Source organism: Microbacterium deferens (genome assembly GCF_045517775.1).
Lineage (GTDB): Bacteria > Actinomycetota > Actinomycetes > Actinomycetales > Microbacteriaceae > Microbacterium.
In genome coordinates this window covers 1979577-1992208 of sequence record NZ_JBEUWT010000001.1, presented here as the reverse complement: position 1 = coordinate 1992208, position 12632 = coordinate 1979577, and the positions used below count along the sequence as shown (strand labels likewise).

Genomic DNA, 12632 nt, shown 5'->3' with positions numbered 1-12632 from the left:
GTGACCCCCCGAGAGAGCATCGTCGTATCCGTGCCCACCGATCGGCTCGCCGCCGACCTCCAGCCACTGCCGGAGGGCGTCGATCTCGTCGTCTGGCCGATGGACGGCCCGGCGCCCCGCGACCGTTTCGACATGGTCGTGCCGCCGTACATGACGATGACGGACGTCATCGAGCGGGTGCGGGGAGTGCAGATCGGCCTGCTGCAGAGCCAGTCGATCGGGTACGAGGGCATGGAGGAGCTGCTCCCGCCCGGGCTCCCCTTCGCCAACGCCTCCACCGTGCACGAGGCGTCGACCGCGGAGCTCGCGGTCGCCCTCACCCTCGCCGCCCAACGCCGCATCCCCGAGTTCGTGCGCGCACAAGACCAGCACTCCTGGCGCGGGCGTTTCTCGGAGAGCCTGGCCGATCGTCGGGTGACGCTTCTCGGCTTCGGCGGGGTGGGCAAGGCGATCGCCGCCCGTCTGGCGGGGTTCGAGGTCGAGCTGACCGCGGTCGCGAGCCGGGCGCGGGAGGAAGACGGCATCGCCGTCCGCGCGATCGACGACCTGCACGAGGTGCTCGCCGAGACCGAGATCGTCATCGCCTCGCTCCCCGGCGGCGACGCGACCCGCCACGTGCTCGATGCCGCGGCGCTGGCCGCTCTCCCCGACGGCGCGCTCGTGGTCAACGTGGGCCGCGGCCCGCTGATCGACACCGACGCGCTCGTGGCCGAGGTGGGCTCCGGGCGCCTGCGGGCGGCGCTCGACGTGACCGACCCCGAGCCGCTGCCCGAGGACCACCCCCTCTGGTCGTTGCCCGGGGCCCTCGTCGTGCCGCACGTCGGCGGGGCATCGAGCGCGATGGGCCCGCGGATCGCGCGACTCGTGCGGCGCCAGATCGACCGACTGGTGGCGGGAGAGCCACCGCTGAACGTCGTCATCGGAGGCTGAGCCGCCCGATGCGGCGCCGGGGGATGACGCCGCGGTAGGAGGTGACGCCGGCGTAGGACGATTTCGCGCCGATCCTCCTGCGCCGGCGCGATCGTCCTACCTTCGCGACGGCGGGGTCAGCGTCGGTCGCGATCCTCGCCCGACCACAGGTCGGAGCAGTCGACGCGCAGCGCACCGTGTCGCGCGAGGTACGAGCCGGCGCCGGCGTCGCCCGAGACCGCGTCGGCGAGGGCGGCGAAGTGGTCGGCGCGCACGAGCACGGGGTGGCCCGGCCGGCCGTCGTACTCCGCGCGGACCAACGCGGCCCGGCCTGCCTCGGCGATGACCCGCGCCACGGCGGCGGCCGGGAGGTCGGGGGTGTCGACCGGCACGATGACCGCCGCGTCCGCCCCCGCCGCGGCTCGCAGCCCAGCCCGCAGCGAGCGGGAGAGCCCGCCCGCCCAGTCGGCGGCGACGACGACGCGGGTGCCGTCGGGTACGAGATCGGCCGCCGCATCCGCTCCCGCCCCGAGCACCACCACGACCTCGTCGCACCCGCCTTCACGGAGCGCGTCGACCGCGCGCACCGTCCACGACTCGCCGCCGGCAGTGCGCGCGAGCGACTTGGGCCCACCGAAGCGCGTTCCGGCGCCCGCCGCGAGCACGATGCCGCAGATCCACCCCGCCTCGCCCATGGCGCCTCACCCTACCCGCGCAGCCGCGCGTCGCCTGGCCGAAACATCACGGGGTTACCGTGGAGCATGCTCGAAATCGCGTCTGCCCTGCTCGCGGTGCTCCGCGGCGGTGAGCCCGTGGCCGTCGTGACCGTGGTGCGGGTCACCCGCAGCGCGCCGCGCGGCGTCGGAACGGCGATGGCGCTCACCCGCGGCGGCGACGTGATCGGGTCGATCTCGGGCGGCTGCGTCGAGGGCGACGCGATCCTGCTGGCGACCGACGTGCTGGCCACGGGGCGCGCGCGCACCGCCGACCTCGGCTTCAGCGACGACGCCGCCCACGCCGCCGGGCTCGCCTGCGGCGGCAGCGTCGCGGTGGTCGTGCACCGGATCGAGCCGACGGATGCGGCGGCGATCGCCGCGCTCGTGTCCGCGGCCGCGGACGAACCCACCGCCGTCGGGCTCGTCTCGTCGGGGCCTCACGCGGGGAGGATCGTCGAACTCGCCGGCGCTGACGCGCTCGACGACACACGCATGCTCGAGAACGCATATGACGGCTGCGACGTGCTCGCGGTCGTGCACCGGCCCCGCCCGGCGCTGGTGATCGTGGGCGCCGGCGACCACGCCATGGCTCTGTCGAGGGTCGGCAGCGCCGCGGGCTTCGCGGTGACCGTCTGCGACGTCTGGGAGCGGCTCGTCACCGCCGAGCGCTTCCCCACCGCCGACCGCCGCGTCGTCGGACTGCCGTCCGACGAACTGCGCGAGCTCGTCACCGACCCCGCGCGCGCCGCCGTGTGCGTGCTCACCCACGACGAGCGGGTCGACGTGCCGGCGATCGCCGCGGCGCTGCGTCTCGGCGTCGGTTTCGTCGGCGCGATGGGCGCACGCTCCACGGTCGCGCACCGCGCGCGCCTGCTCCGCGAGAGCGGGGTCGCCGACAGCGAGATCGCCCGTCTGCACAGCCCGCTCGGTCTCGATCTCGGCGGCGCATCGCCCGCAGAGACGGCCGTCGCGGTGCTCGCCGAGATCGTCGCCGCCCGGCACGGCGCGCCCGGCTCCTCCCTCCGCGACGGTGACGGCCCCCTCCACCGGCGCAGCCCGATGACGGCCGACGCCGTCTGCATCCCCTCTCTCCAGGACGTGACCCGATGAACGACCTCGACCACCTCGCCCACGCTCTGCGGCTCGCCCAGGCCGCCCGCGACCGCGGCGACCATCCCTTCGGCGCGATCGTGGTGACCCCGGCCGGCACGATCGTCGAGGGCATGAACTCGGTGCTCACGCAGAGGGATCCCACCGGTCACGCCGAGACGAACCTCGTGCGCGCGGCGGGTCAGGCGCTCGAAAGCGTCGAGCTCGCCGCATCCACTCTGTTCACCAGCACCGAGCCCTGCGCGATGTGCGCGGGGGCGATCTACTGGTCGGGGATCGGGCGCGTCGTGTACGCGATCGGCGAGGACGAGCTCATCGAGATGGTGCGCGAGCAGGAGGGCGTGCCGACGATGGCGATGCCCTGCCGCGAGGTCTTCGCCCGTGGCGGCCGCGCGATCGAGGTCGTCGGCCCCGTCGAGGTCGAGGGCGCCCGAGAGGTGCACGCCGGCTTCTGGGACTGACGGCGGCACCGAAACAACACCGCAACAGGCGGTCGGTAGGCTCGGCGGCACTGCGTGTCCTATCACCATGACCGGACCGGTTCCTCGCGAGCGGGGCCGGCTCAGGGCGGGGACTGCGGCGACATCACGTCACTGCATCCTCGAAGGAGAACCATGTCCACCGTCGACAAATCCCAGGCCGGACTCACCGAACGGCAGTACCACATCGGCATCGCGCCGGGTGAGGTCTCGTCGGTCGCGCTGCTGCCGGGCGATCCGTTCCGCGTGCCGTTCGTGGCCGAGTTCCTCACCGACGTGAAGGAGGTCGCCCACAATCGCGAGCACCGCACGATGACCGGTTGGTACAAGGGCCGCCACATCACGGCAACCTCGACGGGCATGGGCTGCCCGTCCACGGCGATCGCCGTGGAGGAGCTCGCCCGCGTCGGCGTGACCTCGTTCATCCGCGTCGGAAGTTCTGCCGGTCTCCAGCCGGGCATCGCCCCCGGCGACCTGCTCGTGAGCGAGGGAAGCCTCCGCGCCGACGGCACGACCGACGCCTACGTGCCGCGCGGGTTCCCGGCCGTTCCCGACCTCGGGCTCACCGTCGCGCTGACCCGGCACGCCGAGCGCATCGCCGCCGCATCCGGCACCCGGTCGTTCACCGGCATCAGCACGTCGAGTGACGCGTTCTACGCCGAGACGCCCGCCCTGATCACCGAGCTCAGCGCCATGGGCGTGCTCAACATCGAGATGGAGGCCTCGGCGATGTACGTCGTCGCGCGCCTGCGGGGCCTGCGCGCCGGCATGATCTGCGCCTGCTCGAGCAACCTGGTCGACGGCGATTCGCTCTACTCCGACAAGAACGCCGCACTCAAGGGCGGGTGGATGCGCTCGATCGAAGCGGCGCTCGAGACCGCGGTCGAACTGGAGCTGTGATGGCGCGCACGATCATCGAGGGCGGCTACGTCGCGGTGGTGGACGCGTCGACGGAGCTCAGCGCAGGTGCGGTGGGCACCGAGTACGACGGCGGACACGTCGTCGTGGAGGGCACCCGCATCGTCGCGGTCGGCCCGGGCCGTGCGCCCGACGCGTGGCGCGAGGGCGCGAGTGTCGTCGACGCCCGCGGGTGCCTCGTGACGCCCGGGCTCATCAACACCCACCACCACCTCTACCAGTGGCTCACGCGTGGCTACGCGCAGGACTCGATCCTGTTCGACTGGCTCACCTCGCTCTATCCGCTCTGGGCGCGGATCGACGCCGACCTCGTGGGGGCGGGCGCGGCCGGCGCGATGTCGGTGCTCGCGCGCTCGGGCTGCACGACGGTGGGCGACCACCACTACGTCTTCCCCCGCGGGGGCGGTGACATCGTGGGGTCGATCGTCGACGCCTCCGCTCGTATCGGCGTGCGGCTGCACGCGACGCGCGGCTCGATGGATCGCGGTCAGTCGCAGGGCGGGCTGCCGCCCGACTTCGCCGTCGAGTCGACGGATGCTGCGCTGGCGGCATCGCAGGAGGCGGTGGAGCGGTACCACGATGCCTCGTTCGAGTCGATGGTGCGCGTCGCGGTCGCGCCGTGCTCGCCGTTCTCGGTGACGGAGGATCTGCTGCGCGAGGCTGCCGTGCTCGCCCGCTCTCTCGACGTGCGTCTGCACACCCACGCGTCGGAGACCGCCGAGGAGGACGAGTACTGCCTGGCCACGTTCGGCAAATCGCCGACGGATCATCTCGGTGACCTCGGGTGGCTGGGTTCTGACGTGTGGATGGCGCACGCCGTGCGGCTCGACGACGCGGGCATCCGCCGATACGCCGAGACCGGCACGGGCGTTGCGCACTGCCCGTCGTCGAATGCGCGACTGGCCGCCGGGATCGCCCCGGTGCACGACATGCTGCGCGCGGGGGTTCCGGTCGGTCTCGGCGTCGACGGGTCGGCGTCGAACGAATCGGGGCAGCTGGGCATCGAGATCCGCGAGGCGGTGCTCATGAACCGCCTGCGCACCGGCGCCGACTCGTTCTCGGTGCGCGACGGGCTGCGCATCGCCACGATCGGCGGGGCGCGCGTGCTCGGGCGCGAGGCCGAGATCGGATCGCTCGAGGTCGGAAAGCTCGCCGACATCGCGGTGTGGCGGATCGATGGGGTGGAGCACGCGGGCATCCTCGATCCGGTGGCCGCTCTCGGGCTCGGTGCGATGCCGCCCGTCGAGCGCCTGTTCGTGAACGGGCGCGTCGTGGTCGACGGCGGGATGCTGACGGCCGCCGACGAGCACACGATCGCGGCCGAGGTCGCCGCAGCATCCAGAGAATTGGCGGGAAGGCTATGACGATGACCGACCGCATTCCGCTCGTGATCGACACCGACACGGCCGCCGACGACTGCTTCGCGCTGATGATCGGGCTCACCGATCCGCGCGCCGACCTGCGGGCCATCACGATGGTCGCCGGCAACGTCGGGTTCGAACAGCAGGTCGAGAACGCGTTCCTCACGCTCGAGGTCGTCGGGCGTCGCGGCGAGGTGCCCGTGCACCTCGGCGCACGGCAGCCGCTCGAGCGCGAATGGGCGAGCGCGTCGGACGTGCACGGCGACGGCGTCGGCGGCCAGCAGCGCGAGGGGTCGGAGCCGGCCGCGGATGAACCCGCGCCCGACGCGCTGGTGCGGCTCGCGCGCGAGCACGCGGGGGCGCTGAAGGTGGTCGCGATCGGTCCGCTGACGAACATCGCCCTGGCGGTGCAGCGCGATGCGGGGTTCGCCGCGAACGTCGCGGAGCTCGTGATCATGGGCGGCTCGATCAACGCGCGCGGCAACATCACGGCGGCCGCGGAGTACAACATCTACGTCGATCCCGAGGCCGCGCAGATCGTGCTCGACGCCGGTTTCGCGTCGGTGCGGTTCGTGACGTGGGACCCTCTGTCGCTGCGCGACGTGGTCTTCGATCAGGCGAGGATCGACAGCATCCGTGCCCTCGGCACCCGCCGCAGCGACTTCTTCGTCACGGCGAACCAACAGACCTTCGACTTCGACGTGGCTGTCGGGGTGGGTGGCTCGATCCACTGCGACTCGCTGTCGGTGCTGGTCGCGCTGGAGCCCGCTCTCGTGCTCGAGGAACGCGCGTACTTCGTCGCCGTCGAGACGCAGGGCGAACTCACCCGCGGCGCGACCGTGTTCGACTGGCGCGCGGTGGCGCCGCCGGTGAACGCCACAGCGATCGAGGCGATCGACCGCGGGAGGTTCGTCGAATACATGATGCGGATGCTGGCGGAGGACTGACCTGCGTCACCCCGAACGCGCGGCCTCGACGAGGTCTCGGCGCCTCACCGGCGATTTCGTGGTCGGCCGCCATCGCTGGCCGGGATCCCACCAGACCGGTCCGAGAACCTCGGGGACCCCGTTTCTCATCCTGACTTTCCAGCCGCCCGCATCGATCGTTCGATGGTGGAACCAGCACAACAGCACGCCGTTGTCGGTGTGCGTGGGTCCGCCGCGAGCCGCCTCGATGACGTGGTGGATCTCGCACCAGGCGGCCGGAACGTGGCAGCCGGGAATCACGCACTCCCCGTCGCGGAGCACGATCGCTTTGCGCTGGAAATGCGTGAAGACCCGGTCGTTGACCGTGATCGCGATGATCCGGCCGTTCGCGTCGAACCGCACCCGCTGCACGCCGCCGGTGCACGCGATCTGACGGGCGACCGCGATGGACACCGGTTCGTCGATCCCCTGCACGTGCGCAGTGCCGACGCCGTCGGCGACATCGGCCTCGCGCGCCGAGACCACCAGGGTGGGCGCCGCGCCGCCGATGGTCGGTAGCTGACCGGATGCGGCGGCCACCGTCAGGGCGGTCGCCAGCGCGTCGTGCTGCTTCTGAGCGCGGGTACGGGTGTGGCAGTGCGCGTCGGGATCTTCTGCGCCGTCATGCTCCACGAAGCGCGGGCCCGCGGGACCCTCGAGCTTCGGGTTGTTGACGCTGTCGAAGATGCGCTGCAGCTGACCCGCGGTCTCGGGAAGCAGGGCGCCTCTCACCGGCACGAGCCCGTCGCGGCAGACCCCGAGGGTGAGACCGCGTTTGCGCATCGCGCGTGCATCGCGCGGTTCGGGGCCGTCTTGGTCGAGATATGCCGCCCACACCAGGGCCTGCGCCCGCAGTTCGTCGGCTGCAAGCGGCGGCATGCCGTCGGCGCCGTCGCCCCGGGCTGCCGCCGCGAGCTCTTCGTCGGCGGCGAGGACCGCTTCGCGCCCGACCGGCAACGAGGCGAGCGGGCCCGCGACGGCGACGACGCCGTCCACGCCGATGAACCCGTCGGTCAGCGCATCGCGGATCGCCGGGAAGACTGCGGGCAACACCTCGCCCGTCGCGAGCGCGGTCGACCGGCGCACACTCCGACCCGCCGTCACGAACTCGCCCGCACGGCGCGACGAGAACCTCGTCGTGCGCTGTACGAGCTCCTTCACGGAACGGCACCCGTACGCCGTCGTCATGCGCACCGAGAGGTCACGTTGATCCGAGCGCGCGTCGACCTCACCGATCGTGTCGACCACGAGCGCCTCGGCACGCCGCACGATCGACGCCGCCGCATCCATCACCGACAGCAGATCGCGCGCACCCAGGCCCTGCACATCGCCGTCACGCAGCTGAGCGTCGACGACGGCGGCGAGCGCCGCATCGAGGTCGCGAAGCGCCGCAGCGGTGTGTGTCATGCCTCCATTCTGGCGAGGGGTTCCGACATTGCTTCCCCTGATCAGGGGCCAAAACGCGCGCTGTGGATAACTCGTCGAATCCTGCCCCGTGGAGGAGAGGATTCGACCCCGAAGCACCCCGCGGACCCTTCGACGAGCTCAGGGACCGCCCCCGCCCGGACGGCGAAGCCGTGCGATGGATCGAGTCGCCGGCACCGGGACGGGCGGGGAGCCGACGGCCGCAGGCCGACGACTCGGGGCATGCGGCACGAACCATCGCACCGCGCAGCCCGCCCCGACGCGCAGCATCCGCGTCCGAACCTCCGAAGCACCCGCCGATGTTGACCCAGGAAACATTGGAGTAATCCGCGAGTGGTTGACTGACCGCACCGCACAGGAGAAGGGCGCGGCATGGACATCAACACCGTGACGAGCTTCCGCCGCGCTCGCACGCGCGACGAGCTCGTCCTCGCGCCCGGCGAGGTGTTCCTCGGCGGGGGCACCTGGCTCATGAGCGAGCCGCAGCCCGGGACCACGGGCTTCGTCGACCTCACCACGATGCCCTGGCCCGATCTCGAGATCACCCCAGAGGGCCTCCGGATCGCCGCCACCTGCACGATCGCCCGCTTCGTCGCGTGGTCGCGCAGCGCAGAGGCGCCGGCCGACTGGACCGCCATCGCCCGGGTGCCGGATGCGGCGAACGCCCTGCTGGCGAGCTTCAAGATCTGGAACACCGCGACCGTCGGCGGCAACGTCTGCCAGTCGTTCGCGGCCGGCTCGATGACCTCCTTCGCCGCCGGTCTCGACGCGACCGCCGTGGTGTGGACGCCCGACGGCGGCGAGCGCCGCCTGCCCGTGGCCGAACTGGTGACCGGGAACGCCGAGAACGCCCTCGCGCGCGGCGAGGTGCTGCGGGCGATCGAGATCCCCGCGCATTCCCTCCGCTCGCGCATGCTGCTGCAGAAGATCGCGCTCGCCGAGCTCGGCCGCTCGGGCGCGGTCGTCACCGGCCGCATCGATCCCGACGGCGCGTGCGTCTTCGGGATCACCGCGGCGACCGAGGCGCCGACCGTGCTGCGGTTCGAGGGGCTCCCGGATGCTGCGACCCTCGCCGCCGCGGTGGGTGCGGCATCGCGCTACTACGCCGACCCGCTCGGTTCGGCCGACTGGCGCCGGGGCGTCAGCATCGTGCTGGCCGAGCGCATCCGCGCGGCGCTGGAGGAGGACGCATGAGGTTCGAGGTCAACGGCGCAGGCGTCGACGCGGAGCCCCGTCCGGGCCAGTCGCTGCGCACCCTGCTGCGCGAGCACGGCCACACCGAGGTCAAGAAGGGGTGCGACGCGGGCGACTGCGGCGCGTGCGCGGTGATCCTCGACGGCGCGCCCGTGCACTCGTGCATCATCCCCGCCATGCGGGTCGAGGGTGCCGCCGTCACCACGGCCACGGGCCTCGCTCCCGGCGACGACCTGCACCCCGTGCAGGAGGCGATCGCGACCGGCTTCGGGTTCCAGTGCGGGTTCTGCACGGCCGGCATGTCGGTCACGGCGTCGACCCTCTCCCCCGACGACCTGCCCGACCTGCACCGTCACATGAAGGGCAGCCTCTGCCGCTGCACGGGCTATCGTCCGATCCGCGAGGCGATCGAAGCATCCGTTCTGGGTCCGGTGCGCGAGACCGGCGCGGGCCTGACGTCGAAAGTCCACAACACCCGGACGCTCGAGGGCGCGGCTCCGGGTGTCGTGGACTCTCAGGCGAGAGACGACGCGAGCGAGCCCCAGGGCGTCGGCGCGTCGCCCGTGCCGCCCGCGGCGCGCGGCATCGTGCAGGGGCTCGAGCCGTACACCTTCGACGAACCGGTGCCGGGCGCCCTGTTCCTGCGCGTGCTGGGCTCGCCGCACGCGCACGCGCGGATCGTCGCGATCGACACGACGGCCGCCCGCAGCATTCCGGGCGTCGTCGCCGTCTTCACGCACGAAGACGTCCCGTCGATGCGCTACTCCACGGGGCGTCACGAGCACCGCACCGACGATCCCGACGACACACGGATGCTGGACGACACGGTGCGCTTCATCGGACAGCGCGTCGCGGCCGTCGTCGCCGAGACCTCCGCCGCCGCGGAGGCCGCGTGCCGCGCGATCGCCGTGACCTACGACGCGCTGCCCGCCGTCTTCGAGCCGGAGGAGGCGCGGAGCCCCGGCGCGCCGCTGCTGCATCCCGACCGCACCCCCGACGACCGCGTCGCCGAGGCACGTCGCAACGTGGTCGCGGCGTTCCACGAGGAGCACGGCGACACGCGGGCCGCGCTCGCGGCGAGCGCCGTCACCGTCAGCGGAACCTGGCGCAACGCCCGCGTCTCGCACGCGCAGCTCGAGACGCACGGCGCGGTCGGCTGGCTCGACGACGAGGGACGGCTGGTGATCCGCGCGAGCACGCAGGTGCCGTTCCTCACGCGCGACGAACTCGCCCGCATCTTCGACCTCGACCCGTCGCGCGTGCGGGTGCTGACCGCCCGGGTCGGGGGCGGGTTCGGGGGGAAGCAGGAGATCTTCGCCGAAGACCTCGTCGCCCTCGCGGTGCTGCGCACCGGCCGCCCCGTCGCCTACGAGCTCTCGCGCACGGACGAGTTCCAGCGCACCTCGGTGCGGCACCCGATGCGCGTCTCGGTGACCCTCGGAGCAACGGACGAGGGCGTGCTCACCGCGATGCGGGTCGACGTGCTGAGTGACACCGGTGCGTACGGCAACCACGCCATCGGCGTCATGTTCCACGGCGTCGCCGAGTCGACCACGGTGTACCGCTGCCCCGTGCGGCGCATCGACGCGGAGGCGGTCTACACGAACAACGTGCCGTCGGGGGCCTTCCGCGGGTACGGACTCGGCCAGGTCATGCTCGGCGTGGAGTCGGCGATGGACATGCTCGCCGAGCGCCTGGGCATCGACCCGTTCGAGCTGCGCCGCATCAACGCGGTGCGCGAGGGCGACCGGCTCCACCCCGACCACGTGCCCCACGAGGAAGACCTCGTCTGGGGCAGCTACGGCCTCGACCAGTGCCTCGACCTCGCGCAGGCGGCGATGGAGCGCGGCAACGGGGTGGCAGCCCCCGCGGGCGAGAACTGGCGGGTCGGCGAGGGCATGGCGATCGCGATGATCGCGACCATGGCCCCCCGCGGACACATCTCCCACACCTCGGTCACGCTCCGCCGCGACGGCACGTTCGCGCTGCGGGCAGGCACGGCCGAATTCGGCAACGGCACCACGACCGTGCTGCGGCAGATCGCCGCATCCGATCTGTCGGCATCGTTCGACCGCCTCGACCTGCGCACCGCCGACACCGACCTCGTCTCGCACGACACCGGCGCGTTCGCCTCGGCCGGCATCACGGTCGCCGGCAAGGCCCTCCACGCCGCGTGCCTGTCGCTACGCGACCGCCTGCTGCAGGTCGCGCGGGAGATCGCCTCCCCCCCGCTGCGAGAGCGTGCGGTTTCGACGCAAGAGGAGGAGGCGCGGCTCGAAGCCGGCGGGGTGCGGGTCGGAGAGCGACTCGTTCCGTTCGACGAGATCGTGGATGCTGCGGGCGAGAGCACCGACGAAGGATTGCGCGCCGAGGGGAGCGAGCACGGCGACGTGCGCTCGCTCGCGTTCAACGTGCACGCTGTGCGGGTGGCGGTCGACGTGGAGACCGGCACGGTGAAGGTGCTGCAGTCGGTGCACGCCGCCGACGCGGGGTTCGTCATGAACCCGGCGCAGTGCCGCGGCCAGATCGAGGGCGGCGTCGCGCAGGGCTACGGCAGCGCGCTCTACGAAGAGGTCTACATCCAGCCCGACGGACGTGTCGAGAACCCGGTGTTCCGCACCTACCGGGTGCCGCAGTTCGCCGACATCCCCGACACCGAGGTGTATTTCGCCGACACCGACGACTCGGTCGGACCGTTCGGGGCGAAGTCGATGAGCGAGTCGCCCTACAACCCCGTCGCCCCCGCCGTCGGCAACGCGATCGCCCGCGCGCTCGGCACGCGCGGCTACGAGCAGCCCTTCTCGCGCGACCGCGTGTGGCGGCTGGCGCAGGGCACCGCGTGACGACAGCGCCTATCGTGGAGCCCGTGCCCGTCGCCCCCGACCACGACGCCCTCATCGGGCAGTCGCTGGGGCGTGCGATCCGCGAGGCCCGCACGGCTCGCAAGCTCTCGATGCGCGCCCTCGCCGCCGAAGCCGAAATCAGCCAGCCGTTCCTCAGCACGATCGAGAACGGGCAGACCATGCCGTCGCTCGCGTCGCTCTACCGGATCGCGAAGGTGCTCGGCATCTCTCCGTCGGCGCTCCTGCCCGCGATGCCCGAGCCTGAGGTCGTGCACCTCTCGAGGGCGGATGCGGGCACCTGGGCGCCGATCGCCGACGTCGCCCACACGGGGGTCCATCGCGTCATCTCCTCGGCCGGCGCGCGCGCCGCGACCGTGCAGGAGTACCGGATCGAACCGGGCCAGTACATGGGCGACTGGTTCGAGTCGGACGGAGACCTCACCGTCTACGTCGTCGCCGGACGCATCACCGTCTCGATCGAGGGGCGCGGCGAATGGGAGCTCGGTGCGGGCGACGCGATCGCCCACCCGGGGGCCCTGCGCAACCGCTGGTCGGTCGTCGGCGACGACCCCGTGCGCATCCTGCTGGTCTACGCCGGCGGTCACTGAGATCCCCGCATCGCGAAACGAACACGTAACGTGATCGCTATTTGCAATCAACGATAGGTATTTACTATCGGAGCAGGGCCGCCTTCCCCGGGTCCTCGTCGCTT

Annotated in this window: 11 protein-coding genes; 9 read left to right on the top strand and 2 right to left on the bottom strand. The window is 72.3% G+C overall.

Annotation, left to right across the window (positions count from 1 at the left end):
- Complete coding sequence (locus ABTU82_RS09425; protein ID WP_407173084.1) at window positions 1-930, top strand: 2-hydroxyacid dehydrogenase; 930 nt, start codon at window positions 1-3, stop codon at window positions 928-930.
- A gap of 116 nt (window positions 931-1046) precedes the next feature.
- Here ABTU82_RS09425 and ABTU82_RS09420 read toward each other — a convergent pair whose 3' ends face one another.
- On the bottom strand, window positions 1047-1604 hold the full coding sequence (locus tag ABTU82_RS09420; RefSeq protein WP_407173083.1) for a nucleotidyltransferase family protein: 558 nt from the start codon (window positions 1602-1604) through the stop codon (window positions 1047-1049).
- Window positions 1605-1670: 66 nt separating this feature from the next.
- Here ABTU82_RS09420 and ABTU82_RS09415 point away from each other — a divergent pair, with 66 nt between their 5' ends.
- The 5 genes from ABTU82_RS09415 to ABTU82_RS09395 all read left to right on the top strand — a co-directional run bounded on the left by ABTU82_RS09415 (window position 1671) and on the right by ABTU82_RS09395 (window position 6440).
- Complete coding sequence (locus tag ABTU82_RS09415) at window positions 1671-2735, top strand: XdhC family protein (RefSeq protein WP_407173081.1); 1065 nt, start codon at window positions 1671-1673, stop codon at window positions 2733-2735.
- A complete protein-coding gene (locus ABTU82_RS09410) occupies window positions 2732-3196 on the top strand; it encodes a nucleoside deaminase (RefSeq protein WP_116647090.1) in 465 nt (154 codons plus the stop codon). Before ABTU82_RS09415 ends, ABTU82_RS09410 begins: the two co-directional genes overlap by 4 nt.
- A gap of 153 nt (window positions 3197-3349) precedes the next feature.
- A complete protein-coding gene (locus ABTU82_RS09405; protein ID WP_116647089.1) occupies window positions 3350-4114 on the top strand; it encodes a nucleoside phosphorylase in 765 nt (254 codons plus the stop codon).
- The gene (locus ABTU82_RS09400) at window positions 4114-5496 is read left to right on the top strand and encodes an 8-oxoguanine deaminase (RefSeq protein ID WP_407173079.1); all 1383 of its coding nucleotides are present in this window, start codon (window positions 4114-4116) and stop codon (window positions 5494-5496) included. Before ABTU82_RS09405 ends, ABTU82_RS09400 begins: the two co-directional genes overlap by 1 nt.
- A 2-nt stretch (window positions 5497-5498) precedes the next feature.
- The gene (locus ABTU82_RS09395; RefSeq protein WP_407173077.1) at window positions 5499-6440 is read left to right on the top strand and encodes a nucleoside hydrolase; all 942 of its coding nucleotides are present in this window, start codon (window positions 5499-5501) and stop codon (window positions 6438-6440) included.
- A 6-nt stretch (window positions 6441-6446) separates the two neighbouring features.
- Here ABTU82_RS09395 and ABTU82_RS09390 read toward each other — a convergent pair whose 3' ends face one another.
- Window positions 6447-7865: an HNH endonuclease signature motif containing protein gene (locus ABTU82_RS09390; protein ID WP_407173076.1), complete on the bottom strand. Its 1419-nt coding sequence runs from the start codon at window positions 7863-7865 to the stop codon at window positions 6447-6449.
- Window positions 7866-8255: 390 nt separating this feature from the next.
- Between ABTU82_RS09390 and ABTU82_RS09385 the strand changes: the two genes are divergently transcribed.
- Genes ABTU82_RS09385 through ABTU82_RS09375 form a run of 3 tightly spaced genes read left to right on the top strand, consistent with a single transcriptional unit; the run spans window position 8256 to window position 12528 of the window.
- On the top strand, window positions 8256-9077 hold the full coding sequence (locus ABTU82_RS09385) for an FAD binding domain-containing protein (protein WP_116647085.1): 822 nt from the start codon (window positions 8256-8258) through the stop codon (window positions 9075-9077).
- Window positions 9074-11920: a molybdopterin-dependent oxidoreductase gene (locus ABTU82_RS09380; RefSeq protein ID WP_407173073.1), complete on the top strand. Its 2847-nt coding sequence runs from the start codon at window positions 9074-9076 to the stop codon at window positions 11918-11920. Before ABTU82_RS09385 ends, ABTU82_RS09380 begins: the two co-directional genes overlap by 4 nt.
- A complete protein-coding gene (locus ABTU82_RS09375; RefSeq protein ID WP_133241707.1) occupies window positions 11917-12528 on the top strand; it encodes a helix-turn-helix domain-containing protein in 612 nt (203 codons plus the stop codon). Before ABTU82_RS09380 ends, ABTU82_RS09375 begins: the two co-directional genes overlap by 4 nt.
- Window positions 12529-12632 lie beyond the last annotated feature (104 nt).